21 protein-coding genes and 3 tRNA genes are annotated in these 22,425 nt (G+C 42.3%); 15 read left to right on the forward strand and 9 right to left on the reverse strand.

Features of this window, described 5'->3' with window-relative positions; translation table 11 throughout:
- Positions 1–200 precede the first annotated feature (200 nt).
- On the reverse strand, positions 201–980 hold the full coding sequence (locus F887_RS16060) for an IclR family transcriptional regulator (RefSeq protein ID WP_005291405.1): 780 nt from the start codon (positions 978–980) through the stop codon (positions 201–203).
- A 427-nt stretch (positions 981–1,407) separates the two neighbouring features.
- Between F887_RS16060 and F887_RS16055 the strand changes: the two genes are divergently transcribed.
- The 3 genes from F887_RS16055 (at position 1,408) to F887_RS16045 (ending at position 4,767) form a co-directional block, all read left to right on the forward strand.
- Positions 1,408–3,501: an FUSC family protein gene (locus F887_RS16055; RefSeq protein ID WP_005291407.1), complete on the forward strand. Its 2,094-nt coding sequence runs from the start codon at positions 1,408–1,410 to the stop codon at positions 3,499–3,501.
- Positions 3,494–3,700, forward strand: coding sequence for a DUF1656 domain-containing protein (locus F887_RS16050; protein ID WP_005154872.1), 207 nt, complete (start codon positions 3,494–3,496; stop codon positions 3,698–3,700). The genes F887_RS16055 and F887_RS16050 overlap by 8 nt, the downstream gene beginning before the upstream one ends.
- 65 nt (positions 3,701–3,765) lie before the next feature.
- Complete coding sequence (locus tag F887_RS16045; protein ID WP_005291409.1) at positions 3,766–4,767, forward strand: HlyD family secretion protein; 1,002 nt, start codon at positions 3,766–3,768, stop codon at positions 4,765–4,767.
- 66 nt (positions 4,768–4,833) lie between these two features.
- On the opposite strand, the gene ruvX is transcribed toward F887_RS16045, so the two are convergent.
- From ruvX to recN, 3 genes are all read right to left on the reverse strand, one after another.
- Positions 4,834–5,277, reverse strand: coding sequence for a Holliday junction resolvase RuvX (gene ruvX / locus F887_RS16040; protein WP_005291411.1), 444 nt, complete (start codon positions 5,275–5,277; stop codon positions 4,834–4,836).
- Positions 5,270–5,824: a YqgE/AlgH family protein gene (locus F887_RS16035; RefSeq protein WP_005154877.1), complete on the reverse strand. Its 555-nt coding sequence runs from the start codon at positions 5,822–5,824 to the stop codon at positions 5,270–5,272. The genes ruvX and F887_RS16035 overlap by 8 nt, the downstream gene beginning before the upstream one ends.
- 112 nt (positions 5,825–5,936) lie before the next feature.
- Positions 5,937–7,598, reverse strand: a complete 1,662-nt coding sequence (gene recN / locus F887_RS16030; RefSeq protein WP_005291413.1) for a DNA repair protein RecN — start codon at positions 7,596–7,598, stop codon at positions 5,937–5,939.
- A 463-nt stretch (positions 7,599–8,061) separates the two neighbouring features.
- On the opposite strand from recN, the gene F887_RS16025 reads away from it, so the two are divergent.
- From F887_RS16025 to F887_RS16015, 3 genes are all read left to right on the forward strand, one after another.
- A complete protein-coding gene (locus tag F887_RS16025) occupies positions 8,062–8,388 on the forward strand; it encodes a pyrimidine/purine nucleoside phosphorylase (RefSeq protein ID WP_004802302.1) in 327 nt (108 codons plus the stop codon).
- A 168-nt stretch (positions 8,389–8,556) separates the two neighbouring features.
- Positions 8,557–9,306, forward strand: a complete 750-nt coding sequence (gene rlmB / locus F887_RS16020; protein ID WP_005291415.1) for a 23S rRNA (guanosine(2251)-2'-O)-methyltransferase RlmB — start codon at positions 8,557–8,559, stop codon at positions 9,304–9,306.
- A gap of 30 nt (positions 9,307–9,336) precedes the next feature.
- Positions 9,337–10,248 (forward strand): DMT family transporter, encoded by a 912-nt coding sequence (locus tag F887_RS16015; protein WP_005291417.1) that lies wholly within the window; start codon positions 9,337–9,339, stop codon positions 10,246–10,248.
- On the opposite strand, the gene coaE is transcribed toward F887_RS16015, so the two are convergent.
- From coaE to pilB, 4 genes are read right to left on the reverse strand one after another with little or no spacing between them, the layout of a single operon-like run.
- On the reverse strand, positions 10,245–10,850 hold the full coding sequence (coaE, locus tag F887_RS16010) for a dephospho-CoA kinase (protein ID WP_005291419.1): 606 nt from the start codon (positions 10,848–10,850) through the stop codon (positions 10,245–10,247). The genes F887_RS16015 and coaE overlap by 4 nt on opposite strands.
- 1 nt (position 10,851) lies before the next feature.
- On the reverse strand, positions 10,852–11,712 hold the full coding sequence (locus tag F887_RS16005; protein ID WP_005291423.1) for a prepilin peptidase: 861 nt from the start codon (positions 11,710–11,712) through the stop codon (positions 10,852–10,854).
- Between the two features lie 11 nt (positions 11,713–11,723).
- On the reverse strand, positions 11,724–12,953 hold the full coding sequence (locus F887_RS16000; protein WP_005291424.1) for a type II secretion system F family protein: 1,230 nt from the start codon (positions 12,951–12,953) through the stop codon (positions 11,724–11,726).
- A 24-nt stretch (positions 12,954–12,977) separates the two neighbouring features.
- Positions 12,978–14,687: a type IV-A pilus assembly ATPase PilB gene (gene pilB, locus F887_RS15995; protein WP_005291425.1), complete on the reverse strand. Its 1,710-nt coding sequence runs from the start codon at positions 14,685–14,687 to the stop codon at positions 12,978–12,980.
- Positions 14,688–15,062: 375 nt separating this feature from the next.
- Here pilB and tpiA point away from each other — a divergent pair, with 375 nt between their 5' ends.
- From tpiA to F887_RS15950, 9 genes are all read left to right on the forward strand, one after another.
- On the forward strand, positions 15,063–15,854 hold the full coding sequence (gene tpiA, locus F887_RS15990; RefSeq protein ID WP_005291428.1) for a triose-phosphate isomerase: 792 nt from the start codon (positions 15,063–15,065) through the stop codon (positions 15,852–15,854).
- A 12-nt stretch (positions 15,855–15,866) separates the two neighbouring features.
- Positions 15,867–16,196 carry a preprotein translocase subunit SecG gene (gene secG / locus F887_RS15985; RefSeq protein WP_005291430.1) on the forward strand — a complete coding sequence of 110 codons (330 nt, stop codon included), beginning with the start codon at positions 15,867–15,869 and terminating at the stop codon, positions 16,194–16,196.
- Between the two features lie 56 nt (positions 16,197–16,252).
- Positions 16,253–16,337 (forward strand) — tRNA-Leu (locus tag F887_RS15980).
- Between the two features lie 44 nt (positions 16,338–16,381).
- A tRNA-Met gene (locus F887_RS15975) sits at positions 16,382–16,458 on the forward strand.
- A gap of 85 nt (positions 16,459–16,543) precedes the next feature.
- Positions 16,544–16,620 (forward strand) — tRNA-Met (locus F887_RS15970).
- A 202-nt stretch (positions 16,621–16,822) separates the two neighbouring features.
- Positions 16,823–17,347: a ribosome maturation factor RimP gene (gene rimP / locus F887_RS15965; RefSeq protein ID WP_005291432.1), complete on the forward strand. Its 525-nt coding sequence runs from the start codon at positions 16,823–16,825 to the stop codon at positions 17,345–17,347.
- 37 nt (positions 17,348–17,384) lie between these two features.
- Positions 17,385–18,869, forward strand: a complete 1,485-nt coding sequence (gene nusA, locus F887_RS15960) for a transcription termination factor NusA (RefSeq protein ID WP_005191970.1) — start codon at positions 17,385–17,387, stop codon at positions 18,867–18,869.
- A 10-nt stretch (positions 18,870–18,879) separates the two neighbouring features.
- Complete coding sequence (gene infB / locus F887_RS15955; protein WP_005291435.1) at positions 18,880–21,594, forward strand: translation initiation factor IF-2; 2,715 nt, start codon at positions 18,880–18,882, stop codon at positions 21,592–21,594.
- On the forward strand, positions 21,594–21,995 hold the full coding sequence (locus F887_RS15950; RefSeq protein WP_005291436.1) for a ribosome-binding factor A: 402 nt from the start codon (positions 21,594–21,596) through the stop codon (positions 21,993–21,995). The genes infB and F887_RS15950 overlap by 1 nt, the downstream gene beginning before the upstream one ends.
- A 50-nt stretch (positions 21,996–22,045) precedes the next feature.
- Here the strand turns inward: F887_RS15950 and F887_RS15945 are convergent, their stop codons facing one another.
- Complete coding sequence (locus F887_RS15945; protein ID WP_005291438.1) at positions 22,046–22,423, reverse strand: Na+/H+ antiporter subunit G; 378 nt, start codon at positions 22,421–22,423, stop codon at positions 22,046–22,048.
- Between the last annotated feature and the right edge of the window lie 2 nt (positions 22,424–22,425).

The following is a 22,425-nucleotide window of genomic DNA, read 5'->3' on the forward strand; positions in this document are numbered from 1 at the left end:
ACAGAAAAGGCCTTCTATTGAGAGGGCTTTTTTATTGTGCTATAAAAAAATCAGACAAGAAAAAAGCCCATCACAAAAATGAGCTTAGTTCTCTGAGGAAAGTCATGCTCTTTTGGGAGAGTATGCTGAAGAACATAATCATCATATGAGAATTTATTGAAATTTACAACAGTGAAAAATGTAAATGTTTTTTAATATTCTCAGTTTTGATTGTTTTGAATTTCTGAAAGCGTTGCAAATTTATGCTCGATTTGAGTTGCATTATTTTGCAAAATTTCAATTAACTTTTGAATGTTGATGAAATCAAAACGATTCTTCGAGGCGACTAAAGTCAGTGCAATTGGAGCTTCTTTATTTGAAAATCGGATAGGAACTGACAAGCTGCAAAGCTGAGGATCAATCTCACCTTGTGACAAGTAGAAACTTTGCTTTTTAATTCTCCGCATGTGTTGAATGAACTCATCTTCAGTCTGTGCAAATCCGACTTGAGCCAATTCTTTCGAAAACTGCTGATAATAGCCTTGAATACGTTGTTTGGTTAAATGTGCAATGACGATTTTAGGGGAGGCGCCGACATAGACGGGTCGTGGACAGCCCCGTCCAAAAGAAAGGAGTTCTGCATCTTTAAAGGTTTCATGATGCAGGTCGATACAATAATCATGATTTAAATAGGTCAGCAAACAGCACAGTTCAGTACGTTCTACGATATCTCGCATAAAGGGAATGCTGATCTGAACCAGAGGATCGGTACTATGCGAAATATAGTCTAAAACCGCAATTTTAGAGCCAAGCGTATAGTCGCCAGAAGTACCGCTGATTCGTTTGAGCATATCGGCAGAAACGAGTTCTTTTAGATAACGATAGGCTGTTGGTTTGGATAGGCTCAGCTCATCACAAATGATATCGACATTGATAATCGGACGTGAAACTGAAAATAAATCCAGCACGGTGAGAATTTTACCAAAACTCGAAATTGCCATGATGAGTTGTCTACTCCTTAAAAAATAACGTGAAAACCGAACTTTTATTGCTTTATAGCAGAAAAGCGCAAGGTCGTGAATGGACTTTTAAATTTGATCATTCGAGATCAATAAATTAACCACTATCCTGAGAAAATGAATTACTTTTATTGGGATTATTCTAAATTAAAATTAAAAATTATCAAATAGTGATAATTTATGTTGACTATTTCACTCTGTTTTGAAAAAATTAGCAACACAATGTCTTATTGGGATAATTATTTTTAGGATTTCTGGTCTAAAAATACCCAACATTGTGTATCACGCCCAATCCTCAGCTTTATTGATATCGGTTGCCCTGATTCGAATTTCTCAAATCAGTCAGGACGAGTCGTCACTTTTTAGTGATGTAAGAATGGTAATGCTGAATCTGAATTGAGACACGTTCATGCTATTTAAACAGTTGTTGGCTTTTAGACCGAGTCGACTCGACCTCATTTTTGCGTGCAAAACATTTGTGGCAGGTATGCTGGCACTGTTTATCTCGTTTGAATTAGATTTAATTAATCCAATGTGGTCGATTGGTACAGTCTTAATTATCGCCAGTCCGTACTCGGGTATGGTGTCTTCAAAGTGTGTCTATCGTTTGGTCGGTACGATTGCAGGGGCGATAATTGCTTTATTGCTCACACCGCATTTCATCAATACGCCGTGGCTGTTCACCATTATTTTGTCGTTATGGGTGGGCTTTGCTTTATACATATCATTGCTTGACCGTACTGCTCGTAGTTATGTCTTTATGCTGGCAGGCTATTCAACGGCTATGATTGCCTATAATGCCATTACCTATATCGACACCTACAATATTTTTGATATTGCCTTGGCACGAGTCTTGGAAATCTCAATTGGTGTGATAGCAACGGCAGTGGTATCGGCAACTTTCTTTCCAGTTCATGTTGGTGCAATGATCAAGCAGCGTGTCAACAAGACCTTAAGTGATTTGGAAAGCACCTTTGAAAGATTAATTAAAGTTCAGGATGAACCTGAGAATTACACTCAGGTTTTGTCGGTGATCACCCGTGATGCTTCAGATATTCATGCCTTGGCAGTACATCTGGCATATGAAAAAGGTGAGCTCAATGGTATGACCAAACCTTTACAGGAAATGCTACATCAGGTTTCATTGGTAGTCGCCAATCTGGTTGCATTGTCTCAGCGAGTCAAACAGTTACAGCAAATGCAGCTGGTTGACCTTGCACCGCATTTAAATCGTATTCATCAACATACACTGGCATTTTTAAAGCAGGAAAGAGCGCTGGTTCCAAGCGATTTGCAGCAGCTTCCTGTGGGTTTTGAAGAGGATTTTGCTGAACTGATTGCGATGGCATCATCTGAACAACAAATCGTGCTGGCTGCATTGAAAATGGATGTTCGGCATTTTATTGCCAATATTTTGGCGGTGAAGTTGATCTGGCAGCAGATCCAACAAGGTCAAAAAGATATTCCCGCTGAGATTACAGCAATCACAACCAAATATCCGAGTTTGCATCGCGATCACGGCATTGCGATTCGTGGCGGGATTAGCGCGGTACTGATTACCTTTATTGTGACAGGAGCATGGATTTTATCGGGTTGGAAAACAGGTTTTATGATGGCACAAATGGGTGCGATTACCGCCTGTATTCTTACGGCTTTGGATAACCCTGTACCTGTACTCAGAATCTTTATTTGGGGCAGTGTTGTCTCGGCAGGTCTAGTGTTTTTATACGCCTTTGGCATCTTTCCGCATGTGACTCATTTCTGGCAGTTGGCTTTGGTACTCTTTCCAGTATTTCTTGTAGCGGTCACGATGATGGCAAATCAGATGTTGATGCCGATCGGGATGGTGCTTGGGATTAATACCATGATGGGTTTGAACTTGCATAATCAATATACGATGGATGCGGTTTCTTATCTGGATGGCTCTTTTGGGATGATATTAGGGGTTTTGGTGTCTCTGATTGTCATTAATTTGGTCCGTGCAATTTCACCAGATACCAGTGCGACGCGGATTTTGGCTTTACATTATCAAGCGATGCGACAAACTCTGTATTTGTCTTATGGCAGTGATTTTAAAATCCATTTGCGCAGTATGTTAGACCGTGTCGGGGTATTGAATACCAAGATGGTACAAAATACTGAGATTAAAACCGCGATTCAACATGCGTTGGTTGAAAGTAGCTCGACGGTTGATTTGGTAAGGTTACAAGAAATTAGCCAGAAGTTACCGCAACAGACAGCGCTGCAAAGTGAACTCAACGTATTGCAGCAGCAACTCGCTGACTATTTTTATGCCCAAGAAAAACAGCTGTCAATCAATCATTTCCCAATACACATTGTGCAGCAAATAGAACGTTTGCAGCGTATGGCACAACAGGTTGAAGATGTTCAATTGCACCAGCGACTGTTGATTTCTCTCAATAATATTTGCGAAAGCATTGGTCATGTCTCAACAGAGCAGATGTATTCGGATATATACGGCTTAGGTGTATCTCATGGGTGAAATTAATGTTTATGGGATTTATATCCCAATCCTTTTGGTGCAAGCCATTATTGCCTATGTGCTGTTCAAGTTGGTGAGTCCTTTTATTGATCGTGCGGCAATCAAGGGCTGGATCGCCTTACCGAGTATTTTCAACCTATGTTTTTACTTTGGTTTGTTGCTTGTGGTGCATTGGTTGTTTGTGTGGCTGTGGGCTTAAGGTCTTTGAATAAATGCTTATTCTGAAATTTAATGATTTAAAAGAAAGTGGTAGAGGTGATGAACATGAATGCATTTGATGTGCGAAAAATCATACGTCCTATTGTATTGATATTGGCAGTTCTGATTGCTGTATATACGGTGGTGCATTTATGGAATTACTACAATGCTGCTCCGTGGACGCGTGATGGTCGTATCCGTGGTGATGTGATTCAGGTTGCATCTGACGTTAACGGCTTAGTCACCGAAGTGCTGGTTCAAGATAACCAGACGGTGAAAAAAGGGCAGGTACTTTTTAAAATTGATGTGGCACGTCAAGCACTGGATGTTGAGCAAGCTAAATCAGATTTAGCCAAAGCCAAAGCAGGTCTGGCACAAGCACATGCCAATCTAGCCGGTGCAAAAGCCAGTTTGGTCAAGACTGAAGCGAATAAAAAGCTGGCAGAAAGAAATGCAGCTCGATATGCAAGCTTGATGGATGGCGCGATTTCAAAGCAGGAACAGGATCAAGTATTTGCTGTGCGTGATCAAGCTGTAGCTGAAAAAGAGCAACTGACGGCCAATATTGAACAAGCCAATGCTGCCATTCAACAACAACAAGCCTTAATTGAGGTTGCGAATAGTAACCTGCATTTGGCGCAGTTGAATTTGCATCGCTCGGAGGTGATTGCTCCAGCGGACGGAACCTTATCAAACTTTGATTTGCGCGTGGGTAATTACGTCAAAGTTGGGCAGGCGGTTGCAGCACTTTTAGATCGCCAACAGCTTTATGTCGTCGGTTACTTTGAAGAAACCAAATTGAACCGTATTCATGTCGGTGATTCGGCAACTGTCCAACTGATGGGGGACCGTCAGCAGATTCGTGGACATGTACAAGGCATCGCGACAGGGATTGAAGATCGCGAGCGTTCAGGCAGCTCTAATCTGTTGGCAAATGTGAATCCAACCTTTAGTTGGGTGCGTTTGGCGCAACGTGTACCAGTGAAAATTGTTTTAGATGAACAACCGCATAATCCATTGGCCTTTGTTTCTGGGCGTACCGCAACGGTTAGAATTATTGAGAAATGATGTTGTTGACTTGCACTGAGCGGCACGGATGCCGCTATGTTGAAAGAACTGGAGGGCGATTTCTTTTTAAGGCGTAATCCCAGCAGGATCGTGATACCAGCTTTGAATCAGTAATGCAGCAGCAAAACTATCAGCAGATAAGCGTTTGGCTTGACCTTTATTTTGATAAAACTCAAGTTCTTCTCTCGCTTCACGTGTAGTCAGCCGTTCATCCACCATCCAAGTTTCAATATTGGTTTGATGGCGTAAACGTCGGGCAAATTTACGGGCACGAGCAGACAGTTCAGATTCACTATCATCCATGTTCAGTGGTAAGCCCACTAAAAATAATTGAGGTTGCCATTCTTTGACGATCTTTAAGAGTTTATCCCAATCAGGAATACCATCTTTCATTGCAAATAATGGCAGGGGATTGCTACTTTCAATACTAGATTGACCGATTGCCATCCCCATTTTTTGGGTACCGAAATCAAAAGCCATAATCGATTGAGCATTTTGCATATCAGGCATGACCAATTTCAGACGCCAGCCAAGTGCGGTCTACCCCGATTTTTCTGTAAGCTGCATCCCAGCGGTCGTCATATGGCAGATTAAAAATCAAATCCATGTCCGAATCGCAAATGAGCCAGTCGCCACGTGCAATTTCTTCTTCAAGCTGATTTTTGCTCCAGCTCGCATAACCCAATGCGATTTGATAACGTCCGACACCTTCATTATGTGCAATCGCATCCAAGATGTCTTTGCTGGTGGTGATACAGACGTTCTCACCCACTGCAATTGATGAATGCCATGTCGGTTGGCCTGTGTGTAGAACAAATCCTGCTTCTGGACGTAATGGACCGCCCTGCAAAACAGCATGTGGCTGTACATTGTCGGCATCAATCTCTAAATCATTGAGTAATTCTTTGATTTGTAGGTCAGACGGGCGGTTAATAATAATGCCTTGAGCACCGTCTTCGTCATGGCGAGCAAGATAAATGACGGTGTTTGCAAAGCTGTCATCTGCCATGTCTGGTGGAGCGATGAGACAACGGTGAGTTAAGTATTGTTTCGTCACCTAGGCGGTTCTCCATCAAAAATTGTGCTGATCTATCTATATAGGTTCTTTTTATCAACATACAAGAGTTAATCGGATTTCGCCAATTATTTTCTAATATTTTGTAACAGGGTCAGGCAGATTGAAATTTGAGCTGACGTAATTGTTTTGCGTGTTGCAAGGTGGTTTCGCTGATTTCAACACCACCCGACATACGTGCCAGCTCTAAAATACGTTGGTCTTCATCAAGCTCAATAATGGTACTGCTTGCAGGATCAGTCTGTTGTTTCTTCACCAATAAATGTTGGTCAGACTGCGCCGCAACCTGTGCTTGGTGGGTAATACACAGCAATTGCACGTGTTGGGCTAAGTCCGCCAACAGACGCCCAACCACCTCAGCCGTGCCACCACTAATCCCCACATCGATTTCGTCAAATACCAGTACTTCAGCATCCGTTTTTTCGGCATTCATGACCTGCATTACCAACGCAATACGAGAGAGTTCGCCCCCTGATGCAACACGTGCAAGTGGCTGCGGTGGGATCCCTTTATTCGCGGTAAATAACAGTTGAATGAAGCTTAATCCTTCTGCATTGGCAGCTTCTTGTGGTTCAAACTTAAATTCGAAATGTGCTTCAGGCAGTGCCAGCGGTTTAACTTGCTCGGTCAGTTGTTTGGCCAATGGAATTGCAGCTGCACGACGAATATCATCTAAATGTTGTGCTTTCTGCATAAATGCTTGATAAGAAATTTCAACTTGTTCGGCCAAGGTTTCTGGATCTTCAAGTTGATGTAATTGTTCTAATTCTTGCTGCCAAGTTTCGTATTCTTGTTTCAGTAATTCAGGTTGAGTACGGTACTTGCGTGCTAGACGATGGAATACTTCTAAAGTCGCATTCAACTGTTCCATACGCTCAGGATCAAAGCTTTGGCGATCAATAAATTGACGTAAGCTCGCCGTGGCATCATCGATTTCGCTTTGGGCGTTTAACAAAGCATTATAAATATTGGAAAGTTGTTCACTGCGACCTGCATGAGATTCTAAGCGACGAATGATCGAGGCAACTTCTTGAGTAATATTTTGCTCCGCTTCATCCAATACATTCAGGCTATAGCTACAGTCCTGCATGATATGTTCGTGATGGCTGAGACGATCAAACTCTTGTTCAGTTTCGCGATAATCTGTTTGAACCACGTCCTCAAGTTCTTCGATTTGAGATTCTAGGTTTTGTATTTTTTGAATCCGTGTGGCTTGTGCATCCAAAGCCGCTTGATGCAGGCGAATATTCTTTTGCCATGTACTATACGCTTCGCGTACCGCATTTGAGGGCTCAGCAAAATTATGATAACGGTCTAACCAGCGTCTCGGATAAGGCGGTTCTAATAACTGTTGTTGACTGTGTTGACTATAGAGCTGTACCAGCAAACGGCCAATTTCTTTGAGTTCAGCTAAACTACTCGGGCGGCCATTAATCCAGGCCTTGCTGCGACCTGTAGCAAAAACCACACGTCTTAAATGAATTTCACCTGAGTCATCATCCAGTTCGTGTTCCGTCAGCCAATGTGCTTCGGCACTTTCAGGCTGATAGCTAAATACTGCAGTGATGTCTGCTTTATCTGCACCGTAGCGCACATAATTGGTATCAGTACGTTCACCTAAGCAGGCAGAGAGGGCATCTAACAATAATGATTTGCCCGCGCCAGTTTCACCAGTCAGCACATTGAAGCCTTGTTCAATATCTAAAGCCAAATGGTCAGCGAGTGCAAAATTAATTAAAGTTAAATGGGTGAGCATAAACGCATCCAATGCACAGAATCTTTTGCTTAAAGATAGAGAAGTTTTTAAGTTGTCACAAGAGATGAATGTAGGATTTTCCTGATTTACTGTGTGGATAGAGGATTATTTCATTATGTATTTAGCTGCTTGATTTTTTCTTCAGCATTTATATGGGTGAGCTAAGGTTTTACGCTTGGGCAAAATGTTATTAATGTTTATTATTCCTCGCCACTCGCAGCATAACTGCTCGACTTGCGCCCAGACCTTGCGAAGCAATGCTTCTCATGCTTTGTTTTTTCCTCGTCACTCGCAGCATAGCTACTCGTCTTGCGCTCGGACAAAGTTCCACTTTGTTTTTTCCTCGCTCAGGTATGAAAATTGCTATGTTTAGCCTAGAAAATGGATTGATTAGTTGTCACGGCGCAATTAAACTACGTCCAGCATAATTTAATATAAATGCGGCATTATTTGGAGAGTACGCATGAGTTCAGTGCAATTTGATCATGTAACGGTCATTAAGAAATCGAATGTGTATTTTGGTGGGGCATGTATTAGCCATACAGTACAATTTGAAGATGGTACAAAAAAGACTTTGGGTGTAATTCTACCTACTGAACAGGCTTTAACTTTCGAAACACATGTTCCAGAACGTATGGAAATTATTTCTGGTGAATGCCGTGTCAAAATAGCAGATAGCACTGAAAGTGAACTATTCCGTGCAGGTCAGTCTTTCTATGTGCCTGGTAATAGTATGTTCCACATCGAAGCGGATGAAGTACTCGATTATGTCTGTCATTTAGAAGGCTAACGTATTCCCTTCTAAATCGAGTACACTAGAGTCAATAGAAATCCTGTAAAGACATTTTGCAGGATTTTTTTATTAAGTACTCTTGCGGAGCTATAATCGCTCCTCACCTGTAAAGTCACTTTGCAGGATTTTTATTTTTCGTTGATATGAAATTGTTAGAGGTCGTTCATGGCTAAACCTGAATATTATTATGGCGTTCATTCGGTGGAGTCATTGTTGGAGTTAGAGCCTGAACGCGTTTTGACTTTATTTACCTTGAAAGGTCGTGATGATCAGCGTTTGCAAAAGATTTTGCAGCTGGCAGAACCTTTTGGGATTAGTATTCAAAAAGCCAGTCGTGACAGCTTAGAAAAGCTGGCAGGTTTGCCATTCCATCAAGGAGTGGTTGCCGCTGTTCGTCCACATCCAACCTTAAATGAAAAAGATTTGGATGAATTGATGCAGCAATCACCAGATGCTTTGTTATTAGCGCTTGATCAGGTGACTGATCCGCATAATCTTGGTGCATGTATTCGTACCGCAGCTGCGATGGGTGTTCAGGCGGTGATTGTGCCACGTGACCGTTCAGCAAGCTTAACACCAACAGCACGTAAGGTTGCGGCAGGTGGTGCTGAGAAAGTTAAGTTTATTCAAGTGACCAATTTAGCGCGAACCTTAGCACATTTAAAAGACAGCACACATACCCGTGTGATTGGCACCATGCTGGATGAAAAAGCATTGCCGATTCATCAATGCGATTTTAAAGGTCCTGTGGTGATTGTCATGGGCGCTGAAGATACAGGTCTCCGTCCGATTACCCAGTCACAGTGTGACCATACCGTGTACATCCCGATGTCGGGTGATCTACAAAGTTTGAATGTCAGTGTGGCCACAGGTATGGCACTTTATGAGGCGTGTCGTCAGCGTAGTGCTGTATAATTTAGCCAAATGTTGGCAATGTAAACTCTGATGACTGTCCGTACACAAGGCTATTTCTTTGTCTTTATTACCATGTGCATTTGGGGAGGATTCACTATTTTCTCTCGTTTAAATGCACATTGGCATGTGAGTGTCTGGGATCTGGTGGCAATGCGCTTTGCGATTGCCTCCCTGATTTTAATACCCGTCTTGATCTATAAAAAAGATTTTGCATTTTTATGGGATACTCGGCCCGTCATCTTAGCCCTCATTGGTGGTCTGGCTTATTGTTTCACCGTCTATACTGCTTTTTTACATGCACCTGCTGCACATGCTGCTATTTTTTTAAATGGCTGTATCCCGCTCTGTACAGCCGTCGCAGCTTATCTGCTATTCAGACAACCATTTGATAAACACACATGGTTGAGTCTAATGATTATGATGGCTGCTTTAATTCTTATGAGTTACTTGATGTTGCATGACCAAGCTTCGGCATTGGGGTGGGGCGATCTGTTACTTTTCATCAGCGCAGTATGGTGGGGAATATTTACGGTGTTGCTGAGACAGTGGAAATTATCCGCTTGGCATGCAACTGCAGGTGTGGTGATTTGGTCAGCCGTGATCTACTTGCCGATTTATCTTTTTTTTATTCCCAAGCATTTTCATGATGCAGCACCTCTACATCTGCTGATCCAAGGGCTATTTCACGGCATTTTGGTGGTTATCGTTGCCACATTGACGTATGTTGCTGCAATTGAGCGTTTAGGTGCGTTTAAAACAGGCAGTATTGTGACTTTGGCACCCTTCATCGCTGCTGTTGTGGCTGTGCCTTTACTGAACGAACCATTGAATGCAGCTATTATTTGTGGCTTGATCGGGATGGGTGTTGGTGCCTTACAGCCATGGCGTTGGTTTCGTAAAGACACTTTGGCTACTCAACTTGCTAAACAGAAACAAGGCTAGAAAGCGTGTTCTGCTCGTTGTAAATAACTGAAGTGTAAGGATTTAAGCTGCTGATACAGATGCTCTAATAAACCATCATTCAGTACAATATCATTGGCTAACTGTTGTTTTTGAGCACGTGGCATTTGCGCTGCAATAATTTTTCGAATCTGTTCTTCAGTTTGTCCATCTCTTTGACCTGCGCGTTGCAGTTGAGTTTGTTCATCAGCATCGATCAGTAAGGTATGTTGAACCAATTCATGTTGATTGGTCTCAAACAACAGCGGTGAGACTAAAATTACATAAGGACTTTCAGCATTTTGTAGTTGCTGAATAATCGATTGGCGAATGGCAGGATGGGTAATTTTTTCTAAGTTTTGACGTGCTTCCGGGAACTGGAAAATATGCTCACGCAGTGCACGTCGATCCAGTTGGCCATCTTCCAATAACACCCAGTCACCAAAGGTTTGTTGAATCGCTTGCAAAGCGGGTTGACCTGGTTCAACCACTTCTCTTGCGACAATGTCAGCGTCAACGACGGTGATACCTTGAGATTCAAACCATTGTGTGGCCGCAGATTTTCCACTACCAATACCACCCGTAATGCCCAAGATAAAACTCATATTAACCGCCCAGATAGACCTTCATAATTTGATCACCCCATAAAAATGCAATCCAACCTGCAATTGCAATATAAGGGCCAAATGCGAATGGCTGATTTTCACCACGCATTTTCATCAAAATAATACCAATAATTGCACCGACCATAGAAGAGAGTAGCACAATTAAAGGTAGTAGCATTGGCCCCATCCATGCCCCGAGTGCGGCCAAAAGCTTGAAATCACCATAGCCCATGCCTTCTTTGCCGGTCACGAGTTTAAAAATGTAGTACACAATCCAGAGGCAGAGAAAGCCGATGAGATATCCCCAAATTGCGGCACTTGCGGTGGTATAAATGGCATAGCTATTGATCCCGAGGCCCAAAGCAGCTAAGGGCAAGGTAAGGCGGTCAGGCAGCAACTGTGTATCAAAATCGATAAAAGTTAATGCAATCAATACCCATGTCAGGACTAAACCGAACAGCATCTGTACTGTTGCGCCAAATACGGCAACAACAACCAAAGAGCAGAGCATGGTCAGTAGTTCGATCAGCGGATAGCGAATACTAATCGGATTTTGGCAAGTCCCACATTTACCACGTAATGCTAGCCAGCTAATCACAGGGATATTTTGATACCAACGAATAGGTGAGTCACATTTAGGACAGGTTGAGGCTGGTTGGCTTAAGGTCAGTTTACTTTGATCAATACTAGGTTGTTCAGGATGTAACAGCATTTGACATTCTTGCTGCCACTCCTGTTCCATCATGCGAGGGGTGCGGAAAATGACAACATTTAAAAAGCTGCCGATACATAAACTAAAAAGCCCAACCGCAAGATACAGTGCAGTTGGGTTTTCAATAAAGTAAAATAAGATAGTGTGCATTTAATTCCCAATTAACCAACAACAGAGCCCATTTGGAAGATTGGTAAGTACATCGCAATCACCAGACCACCGACTAAAACACCTAAAATTGCCATGATTAAAGGTTCCATCATTGAGGTTAAGCCATCGACGGCATTATCAACTTCATTTTCATAATGTGTTGCGACCTTATCCAGCATACTGTCTAAAGCACCGGACTCTTCGCCAATTGCAACCATTTGAATCGCCATCGACGGAAAACGGTTGGAAACACGCATGGCAAATTGTAGCTGTTGGCCTGTGGCAACATCCTCACGAATTTTCATGACAGCTTCTTCATAAACGACATTGTTGGTCGCGCCCGCGGTTGATTCAAGTGCATCAATCAGTGGCACACCCGCAGCAAATGTTGTGGCCAAGGTGCGACTGTAGCGAGCAATAATCGCTTTATAAACTAAATCTCCAAAAATTGGCGCTTTCAGTGCCATTTTATCCAATAGATCTCTGAATTTCTTACTCCGTTTTTTAGCTTCCAAGAAAGCTGCAATAATTGCACCAATGACGATGATCAAAATGAACCAATATTCTTGCATCCATTTAGACATATTCACCACCATTTTAGTAAAAGCAGGGAGATCGGCACCAAAAGAGCTAAATAAATCTTGGAATACGGGAACCACTTTCACCATCAAAATAATGGTGACAATGACAGCAACCACTATCACTGAGATTGGATATTTCATTGCTTTTTTAATTTTTTGTTTGAGTAATTCACTCTTCTCTTTATAAATCGCTACCCGATCCAACATGGTTTCAAGTGCACCTGACTGTTCGCCTGATTCAACCAAAGAGCAAAATAGATTATCAAAATATTGTGGATATTTTTTCAGTGCACCCGCAAAGGTATTACCTCCTTCCACCTCACTCTTAATTCCTAATACCACTTCACGCATTGCAGGGTTTTCTAAACCCTCAGCAACAATTTCAAAGCCTTGTACCAGAGGCACACCCGCTTTCATCATGGTTGCCAATTGACGTGTAAAGATGGTGATATCGAGTGTGGTGACTTTTTTCTTCATCAAGCCTTCGAGAATGTTTTTACGCTTTTCTCGAATATTTTTGATGGTCACGCCTTGTTTGCGCAAAGTGACTTTTGCTAAAGCCATATTGCGGGCTGGTACTTCCCCTTTAATTTTTGCTCCTTTCCGGTCGACCCCTTCATAAGCAAAAGTTGGCATCATTTGCGCTTTTTTAGCTGCCATGATTATTAATCCTTTTTATTAATTTTATTCACTTGTTACTCGGTTGACTTCCTGCAAAGAGGTAATTCCTCGCATGACTTTTTTCAAACCTGAACGACGGAGATTATTAAAACCTGCTTGTTCTGATGCTGCTGCAATTTGTATCGCATTACCATCTTCCATAATCAATCTGGAAATTTCAGGTGTAACCTTCATCACTTCATAAATACCGACACGACCTTTGTAGCCTTCGCGACATTCAGCACAACCGACGGGCTGAAAAATAGTAAGCTCAGGATCAGCCAAGTCCTGCTCAGTAAACCCAAGCTCTAAAAGACTTTGTCTCGGTATCTCAATAGCTTCTTTGCATTGACTACATAAACGCCGTGCCAAGCGTTGTGCAATTACCAGATTGACAGAGGTTGCAATATTAAAAGAGGGTACACCCATATTACGCAAACGAGTCAAGGTTTCGGGTGCACTATTGGTATGTAGTGTAGACATTACCATATGACCTGTTTGAGCGGCTTTAATCGCAATTTCCGCTGTTTCTAGGTCTCGAATCTCACCGACCATAATCACGTCAGGATCTTGGCGTAAGAATGCTTTTAATGCAGCAGAGAAGGTTAAACCTGTTTTAGGATTTACGTTGACTTGGTTGATGCCTTCTAAGTTAATCTCAACAGGATCTTCGGCCGTGGAAATATTGGTATCTTCGGTATTTAAAATATTTAAACCCGTATATAGCGAGACCGTTTTACCCGAACCTGTTGGACCTGTAATCAGGAGCATGCCTTGAGGTTTATCCAATGCATCCATAAATAAAGCTTTCTGCTCGTCTTCGTAGCCCAGTGCCTCAATACCAAGCATAGCACTGGATGGATCGAGAATACGTAGTACCAGCTTTTCACCAAACAGCGTTGGGAGTGAGTTGACACGGAAATCAATTGCTTTGGTTTTAGACAATTTCAGTTTAATACGGCCATCTTGCGGCATGCGTTTTTCTGAGATGTCCATTTGTGACATGACTTTTAAACGAGAAGCCAATCGGGTTGCCATTTGTAACGGTGGATTGGCGATTTGGCGTAATACACCATCCACACGATAGCGCACGCGATACATTTTTTCATAAGGTTCGAAATGTAAATCAGATGCGCCCATACGGATTGCATCAATCAACAGCTTATTGATGTATTTGACAATAGGGGATTCATCGCCTTGGGGGGCTTCATCATCGGCTTCTGTGTTTTGGTTCACATCAACGTCGAGGTCGAAGTCTTCATGATCACCAAAATCAAAACTGCCAGAATCACCAAACTGTTGTTCAATCAGTTTTTCGAGTTTTGTATGTTCAACAATAATTGGTTCAATATTGAGCTTGGTATTGAAGCGAATCGCATCTAGTGCTTCGATATTGGTGGGATTACTGGTCGCAACATAGAGGATTTGACCACGTTGAATCAGTGGTACAACTCTATGTTTCTGGATTAGTTTATTATCTGCCAAATCACGCGGCAACAAGGCCGTATCATAAACAGCCAAATCGAAAAGTGGTTCACCAAACTCGGCTGCAATGGTTTCAGCAATGGTTAATGGAGACACCCGATGTTGTTCAATCAAGTGCGCAACGATATCTTGTTGTGCTTTTTTAGCAGCATCGATGGCTGTTTGCATTGTTGCTGTAGGCATGTGCCCATCTTCAACTAACCGTCGAATAAACCCCGAAAACTTTGGAGACGTATGTAATCCTGACATCTGTCCGCCTTATGACAATAAATGTTTATAATATGTATTTTAAAAATTATACTTTTGTTATGCAAAAATACCACTACAGAAAGTGTTGCTTTTACCTTGATTCATAGCCAAAACTTTGAACTGATCGAGTGTTTTGCAAATTAATTTTCTTTTATTAAGCTAAATCTTACCAATAATCAAATCAATTGTATGTAAGTCAGCTTTTTATTGATAAATGAATGTAACTCTTTCATAAACGTAAAATGCTCACTTTTGTTGAACTTTATGATTTTGACGTGATTTTTACGGCACTAAAAGAAAAAACTGAATTTTATAAAAATCCGTGTAAAATATGCAGCATTTTTGAGAAATTAATTAACAGTGGGTGGGCGAAGTATGTCGAACTCGAGCATTACTCCTTGGGTTGTTGGCAATTGGAAAATGAATCCAATGCATGCGAATGCTTTCCAATTAGTAGAAGAATTCAAACAGTTATTACAACAGGATAATATTGCGCCTGAGCAATGTCATATTGGTGTCGCGCCTATCGCGATTGCTTTGAGTCATATTCAAACGCAATTTGAAGATGCGGCGAGAACAGTTTATACGGTGGCTCAAGATGTTTCTCGCGTTGCAGGGACAGGTGCTTATACAGGTGAGGTCAGTGCTGAATTGTTGAAAGACAGTGGCATTGAATTTGTTTTAATTGGGCATTCTGAACGTCGTGAATTATTCGGTGACAATGTCGAAATTTTAAAAGTAAAATTGCATAATGCGTTAAATGCAGGTTTGACCGTGATTTATTGCGTTGGTGAAAGTTTAGAACAACGAGAGCAGGGTGCTGCTGAGCAAGTGGTATTGCAGCAAATTTGTGATATTGCGGCGGTTGTTCAAGCGGATCAATGGCAAAAAATTGTGTTCGCTTATGAACCGATTTGGGCAATTGGCACAGGTAAAACTGCATCACCAGCTGACGCTCAAGCCATGCATGCAAAGATTCGTGAAGGTTTAAAACAAATTACATCATATGGTGAGCATACTGCCATTCTATATGGTGGTAGTGTTAAGGCTGAAAATGCAGTTGAATTGGCTGCATGTCCAGATATTAATGGTGCTTTGGTTGGTGGCGCATCTTTAAATGCACAATCATTTTACCAAATCGCAAAAGCATTTGCTCAAAGCAAATAACGAGGAATTGAGATGTATAGTTTTATACTCGTTGTACATATTATTTTAGCAATTTTAATTATTGCATTGGTTTTGGTACAACAAGGTAAAGGTGCGGAAGCAGGAGCATCATTTGGTGGTGGCGGTGCTGCTACTGTTTTTGGTGCTTCAGGTGCAGGTAACTTTTTAACTCGTTTAACCGCGATTTTTACGGCATTGTTTTTTGCAACCAGTTTGACCTTGGCAGTATTTGCCAAAAAGCAAACAACAGATGCTTATAGTTTGAAAACTGTTCAAACAACGACATCTGCACCCGTGACATCGCCTGAAACTTCGCCAAATGCACCAAAAACAACTCAATAAGTTGAATTAACACTTTCCTTTTTGTATTTAAGGGACTAGAATGCGTCCCACAAACTGCGGTGGTGGTGGAATTGGTAGACACGCTACCTTGAGGTGGTAGTGCTTTAGGGCGTGGGGGTTCAAGTCCCCCCTTCCGCACCAAACTTAATAACCAGTAAGTTCGGTGTATGCAGTGTTTGTGTTGTTGCGGGATGGAGCAGTCTGGTAGCTCGTCGGGCTCATAACCCGAAGGTCGTTGGTTCAAATCCAGCTCCCGCTACCATTTGATTAAGGTGCAACTTAATCAAGCGGATATGAAAACTTAGATTGACTTTTTTTCATATTTGTATATAATTTTTGCACGTTGATGCGGGATGGAGCAGTCTGGTAGCTCGTCGGGCTCATAACCCGAAGGTCGTTGGTTCAAATCCAGCTCCCGCTACCAAGTTTCTAAAAAGAGGCTCACAATTACGGTGGGCCTTTTTGCACAGTGGGCTATGCTTTTTCTGTGTAATATATAGGGGCGATTGCGCCCTTTTTTATTGGTTGTTTAGCTATCGTGTAGTTGTTCGACATCAATTGGTCAAATAGTCGTGCTTCACTATATGGTTAAGATTGATTGGCTCGCATGAGAGCGACGAGAGTAAATGAAATTATCAAATAAGTCTCAAGCATTGCATGATCTAATCGCACCAGCTGTGGCTGCTTGTGGTGTAGATCTGTGGGGGATTGAGTTCCTGCCACAAGGTAAACGTTCTTTATTACGCATTTATATTGATAAAGCGATCGATGAGAATGTTGAATCTGTCTTAAATGAAGATGGTGAAGTCGAACAAGGGCGTGGTATTGGCGTTCAAGATTGTGTTCTGGTAACACAACAAGTGGGTGCAATGCTTGATGTCCATGATCCAATTGCTGGTGAATACGCGTTAGAAGTGTCATCGCCAGGTTGGGATCGTCCTTTTTTCCAACTCAATCAATTGCCTGCTTATATCGGGCAACAAGTGGCTTTACGATTAATTGCTGCTGTCGAAAACCGTCGAAAATTTCAGGCGAAATTACTTTCTGTAGACTTAGAAAGCGAAACGATTCAAGTCGAAGTTGAAGGTAATCATGTACTTGAAATTGATAGTCATAATATTGATAAAGCAAATTTAATCTATCAAGACTAATATTAACTTAATTTTATAAGAAATCGGTAGGTGACTTATGGGCCGCGAAATTCTTACCGTTGCAGAAACGGTTAGTAATGAAAAAGGTGTTAGTCGTGAAGCGATCTTCCAAGCGTTAGAGCAAGCACTTGTTGCGGCAACGAAGAAAAAGTTTTACGAAGGTACACGTTCAGAAGAAGCTCAACTACGTGTTGAGATTGATCGTAAAACTGGTGATTACCGTACTTTCCGTCAGTGGACTGTGGTTGCGGATGAAGACCATGAAATGCCAGCATGCCAAGACGCTATTTCTGATTTAGACCCTGCTCAGTGGTCAATCGGTGATGTGCGCGAGTTGGAAGTTGAATCGATTGAATTTGGTCGTATCGCAGCGCAAATTGCAAAACAAGTCATTGTACAAAAGATTCGTGAAGCAGAACGTGCATTGGTTGCTGATGCGTATGAATCTAAAGTCGGCGAGCTGATTTACGGTGAAGTGAAGAAGCAGACCAAAGATGGCTTTATCATTGATCTTGGCGACAATGCAGAAGCATATTTAGCGCGTGAAGAAACCATTCACAAAGAAATTTTGCGTCCTAAGCAACGTATCAATGCAATTTTGTTTAACGTGAACCGTGAAGGTCGCGGTGCACAATTGTTATTGTCACGTGCTCGTCCTGAAATGCTGATTGCTTTGATGAAGAAAGAAATTCCAGAAATTTCTGAAGAAATCATCGAAATTAAAGCAGCGGCGCGTCAGCCAGGTGTTCGTGCTAAAATTGCAGTGAAAACCAATGATCATCGTATTGACCCTGTAGGTGCATGTATTGGTATGCGTGGTACACGTATCCAAGCTGTACAACAGGAATTAAATGGTGAGCGCATTGATGTTGTGGTGTGGTCTGATGATCCAGCGCAATATATTGCAAGTGCATTAGAACCAGCTGATGTATCGGGTATCGTACTTGATGAAGATACACGTAGTGCAGATATCATTTTTGCGACCAATGACCAGTTAGCGCGAGCAATTGGTTCACAAGGGCAAAATGTTCGTTTAGCATCAGAATTGACGGGTTATAAACTCGACATGATGTTGGAAGAAGAGTATCGTGCACGTCAGCAAAATGAAGCGCAACAATATTTAGACATGTTTGTTTCTCGTCTGGATATTGAAGAAGATTTAGCGATGGCATTGGTTGAAATGGGCTTCACTTCGTTAGAAGAGATTGCTTATGTACCAGCTGAAACATTTGATGAAATCGAGCTTGAAGCTGATTTGGTTGAATTGTTGCAAAGCCGTGCTAAAGAAGCCGCTTTAACGGATGCTTTAAAACAGCAAGAAAATATTCAAGAGCCAAGTGCAGAACTTCTCGGTATGGAAGGTATGACGACTGAGATTGCGTATGCATTGGCGGCGCGTGGTGTGGTTACTGTTGATGATTTGGCAGACCAAGCAACTGATGATATCTCAGATATCGAAGGTTTAGGTCATGACAAAGCGGGTCAGTTAATCATGAAAGCACGTGAATCATGGTTTAACTAGGAGATAATAGATGACGGACAAGTCGATTCAAGAGTTAGCGCTCAGCGTAGAACGTCCTGTAGAGAAACTCCTAGAGCAGGTTCGCGAAGCAGGTCTACCACAGCGTAAAGCAGATGACATTATTACCACTGAACAGCAAGATACTTTGGTCAATCACTTGAAAAAAGTACATGGTCAGGAAAGTGGTAACACAGGAAAGATTGCGTTGAAACGTAAAACAACGAGTACTGCTAAAGTTACAAGTACTTCAGGTAAAGCGAAAAGCATTAATGTTGAAGTTCGCAAGAAACAAGTTTTTGCTAAACCAAACCCTGAATTACTTGCAGCTGAAGCAAAAGCGCGTGTAGAAGCAGATGCAAAAGTACGTGCTGAACAGAAAGTACGTAATGATGCTCAGCAAACTGCACGTCATACAGCTGAACAAAAAGCCAATGCAACTTTAGAAGCAATGCGTGCAGCGCATACTTCTGAAGGTGCAGGTCAAACACCGGCAAAAGCTGCTGTTGTGGTGAAAAAGCGTAATAGCGATAAAGTGATTAAGGCACCTGTTGTTCGATTGACAGAAACACCAGAGCAAAAGAAAGCACGTGAAGAGCAAACTGCTCAGTTGAAAGCGACTGAAGAAGTTGTGCGTCGTAAAGCAGCTGAAGAAGCGCAGCAACGTACACTTGAGCAAATGCGTCAGATGGCATCTAAATATTCAAATGATGATGCAACTGCAACGATCCGTGTGATTGATGATTCACCTTTAGCCGCTGGTCTTGTTGGCCAAGCATATGAAGATTCCTTCAATAAGGAAGACCGTGAAATCAAACGTGGTGGCGCAACTGCAAATCCACGTGCTGGTAAGAAAGGCGGTCGTGGTGGCGATGCTCAGTCTGAGCAAAGTTTTAGCAAGAGTCATCATAAGCGTGGCTTGAAAACTAGCCAAGCCAACAAGCACGGTTTTGAAAAACCTGTTAAAAAGCAAATTTATGATGTTGAGATCGGTGAGAAAATCATCGTTGCCGACTTAGCACAGAAAATGGCGGTTAAAGTTCGTGAAGTCATCAAGACCCTCATGAAAATGGGTGAGCTTGTAACTCAGAACCAAGCCATTGATCAAGATACTGCAGTACTTGTAGTTGAAGAATTAGGCCACAATCCAGTTTTAGTTTCTGATACGCAAGCAGAAGATAACTTATTGGTTGCAGCTGAAGAAGCACGTGGTGAGCAAACAACTCGTCCACCAGTGGTTACCATCATGGGTCACGTTGACCATGGTAAAACATCATTACTGGATCGTATCCGTCGCTCTAAAGTAGCTGCGGGTGAAGCGGGTGGTATTACTCAGCATATCGGTGCTTATCACGTTGAAACTGAGAAAGGTATTATTACTTTCCTAGATACACCAGGACATGCTGCGTTTACATCAATGCGTGCACGTGGTGCAAAAGCGACTGATATCGTGGTACTTGTTGTTGCTGCTGATGATGGCGTGATGCCACAAACAGCGGAAGCAATTGACCATGCACGTGCTGCTGGTACGCCGATTATTGTTGCCATCAACAAGATGGATAAAGAATCAGCTGATGTTGACCGTGTATTAAACGAATTGACCACTAAAGGTATCGTACCTGAAGAGTGGGGCGGTGATGTTCCAATCGCAAAAGTATCAGCACACTCTGGTGCGGGTATCGATGGTTTACTTGACTTGATCTTGATTCAAGCTGAATTGATGGAGCTTAAAGCTTCAGCAGAAGGTGCGGCTCAAGGTGTGGTCATCGAAGCACGTGTAGACAAAGGTCGTGGTGCAGTAACGTCGATTCTTGTGCAAAACGGTACATTGAATATTGGTGACCTTGTATTGGCAGGTTCATCTTATGGTCGTGTACGTGCGATGGTTGATGAAAATGGTCAACGTATTACTTCTGCAGGTCCTTCAATCCCAGTTGAGATTTTAGGTTTACCTGATGCGCCAATGGCGGGTGATGAAGTTCTTGTGGTTAATGATGAGAAGAAAGCACGTGAAGTTGCTGATGCTCGTTCTGACCGTGAACGTCATAAGCGTTTAGAGCGTGCAAGTGCAATGCGTCTTGAAAACATCATGGCGTCTATGGGTAAAAAAGATATTCCTTATGTGAATGTCGTACTCAAAACTGACGTTCGTGGTACCTTGGAAGCGTTACATGTTGCGCTTGATGAGCTTTCTACTGATGAAGTTAAAGTCCGTGTAATCGGTTCTGGTGTTGGTGCGATCACTGAGTCAGATGTTACTTTAGCTGAATCTTCAGAAGCAGTATTGTTAGGCTTTAACGTACGTGCAGACAACACTGCTCGTCAAAAATCTGATCAAGATGGCATCGATATTCGTTACTACAGCGTCATTTATCACTTGATTGATGATGTGAAAGCTGCAATGAGCGGTAAGCTTGCACCAGAACATCGTGAAACGATCTTGGGTGTTGCTGAAGTTCGTGAAGTCTTCCACTCAAGTAAGTTTGGTGCAGCAGCAGGCTGTATGGTACTTGAAGGTGTATTGCACCGTAACAAACCGATTCGCGTATTACGTGATGACGTGGTTGTGTTCCAAGGTGAACTTGAATCTCTTCGTCGTTATAAAGAAGTGGTTGAAGAAGTTCGTGCTGGTATGGAATGTGGTCTTGCGGTGAAAGGTTATAAAGACATCAAAGAAAAAGATAAGATCGAAGTCTATGATGTTCAATTGATTAAACGGAGTCTTTAATGGCGGCTAGCCAACGCTTAAAGCGCATGGCGGATTCAGTACAACGTGAGTTGTCTGAGCTGATTCGTCAGGAGCTTAAAGATCCACGTCTGGGTGGTCTTGTGACCATCTCAGCCGTGAAAGTCAGTGCAGATATGGGATATGCTGAAGTATATGTCACTGTAATGGGCCGTGAACTTGGTGATGACCAAAGTGAAGTAGCAAATAAAGAAACTTTAGATGTATTGAATAAAGCTTCTGGTTTCTTGCGTCATGAATTGAGTCGTCGTATCAAGACGCGTATTACGCCAAGATTACGTTTCCATTACGATAAGACCAATGCCTATGGTAACTATATGTTTGGTCTGATTGCTGAAGCGGTTAAAGATCTGCCTGAACAAGGGCAAGATGAACAAAAGTAAATCGATATAAAAAAGCCACCTTCGGGTGGCTTTTTTATGGCTTGATGATATTAATCTTTTTTCATTGGATGACGACGACGATAACGCTGCCAAGGCAGTGGGCGATTTAGCGCCTCAGGTACATCACCACTGGTTGAGCGTAAGCGTAAGTGGATGGCTGCTTGGGCCATTAAATTTGCTGATACTGGTGCAGTGATAAATGCAAATAAAGTAATCAGCAGCTCTGCAAAACCAAAACGGCCATGCATGGCTGCAAAGATCATGGCTGCGATCAGGAAGCTACCTAAACCCAAGGTACTTGATTTGGTCGGTGCATGCAGGCGCATAAACAAATCGGGTAGGCGAATCATACCGATTGAGCCGATCAGCATAAAGAACGCACCAAAGACCACAAAGAATGAAACGATAATTTCAAGAATCAGTTGCATGG

Origin of the sequence: Acinetobacter sp. NIPH 2100, from assembly GCF_000369805.1 — a bacterium.
In the GTDB taxonomy this organism is placed as follows: Bacteria; Pseudomonadota; Gammaproteobacteria; order Pseudomonadales; family Moraxellaceae; genus Acinetobacter.

Coding starts and splice junctions, on each gene's coding strand:
- F887_RS16060 (WP_005291405.1), bottom strand. CDS start 980: ATGGCAATTTCGAGTTTTGGTAAAATTCTCACCGTGCTGGATTTATTT.
- F887_RS16055 (WP_005291407.1), top strand. CDS start 1,408: ATGCTATTTAAACAGTTGTTGGCTTTTAGACCGAGTCGACTCGACCTC.
- F887_RS16050 (WP_005154872.1), top strand. CDS start 3,494: ATGGGTGAAATTAATGTTTATGGGATTTATATCCCAATCCTTTTGGTG.
- F887_RS16045 (WP_005291409.1), top strand. CDS start 3,766: ATGAATGCATTTGATGTGCGAAAAATCATACGTCCTATTGTATTGATA.
- ruvX (WP_005291411.1), bottom strand. CDS start 5,277: ATGCCTGATATGCAAAATGCTCAATCGATTATGGCTTTTGATTTCGGT.
- recN (WP_005291413.1), bottom strand. CDS start 7,598: ATGCTCACCCATTTAACTTTAATTAATTTTGCACTCGCTGACCATTTG.
- F887_RS16025 (WP_004802302.1), top strand. CDS start 8,062: ATGAGTTCAGTGCAATTTGATCATGTAACGGTCATTAAGAAATCGAAT.
- rlmB (WP_005291415.1), top strand. CDS start 8,557: ATGGCTAAACCTGAATATTATTATGGCGTTCATTCGGTGGAGTCATTG.
- F887_RS16015 (WP_005291417.1), top strand. CDS start 9,337: ATGACTGTCCGTACACAAGGCTATTTCTTTGTCTTTATTACCATGTGC.
- coaE (WP_005291419.1), bottom strand. CDS start 10,850: ATGAGTTTTATCTTGGGCATTACGGGTGGTATTGGTAGTGGAAAATCT.
- F887_RS16005 (WP_005291423.1), bottom strand. CDS start 11,712: ATGCACACTATCTTATTTTACTTTATTGAAAACCCAACTGCACTGTAT.
- F887_RS16000 (WP_005291424.1), bottom strand. CDS start 12,953: ATGGCAGCTAAAAAAGCGCAAATGATGCCAACTTTTGCTTATGAAGGG.
- pilB (WP_005291425.1), bottom strand. CDS start 14,687: ATGTCAGGATTACATACGTCTCCAAAGTTTTCGGGGTTTATTCGACGG.
- tpiA (WP_005291428.1), top strand. CDS start 15,063: ATGTCGAACTCGAGCATTACTCCTTGGGTTGTTGGCAATTGGAAAATG.
- secG (WP_005291430.1), top strand. CDS start 15,867: ATGTATAGTTTTATACTCGTTGTACATATTATTTTAGCAATTTTAATT.
- rimP (WP_005291432.1), top strand. CDS start 16,823: ATGAAATTATCAAATAAGTCTCAAGCATTGCATGATCTAATCGCACCA.
- nusA (WP_005191970.1), top strand. CDS start 17,385: ATGGGCCGCGAAATTCTTACCGTTGCAGAAACGGTTAGTAATGAAAAA.
- infB (WP_005291435.1), top strand. CDS start 18,880: ATGACGGACAAGTCGATTCAAGAGTTAGCGCTCAGCGTAGAACGTCCT.
- F887_RS15950 (WP_005291436.1), top strand. CDS start 21,594: ATGGCGGCTAGCCAACGCTTAAAGCGCATGGCGGATTCAGTACAACGT.
- F887_RS15945 (WP_005291438.1), bottom strand. CDS start 22,423: ATGCAACTGATTCTTGAAATTATCGTTTCATTCTTTGTGGTCTTTGGT.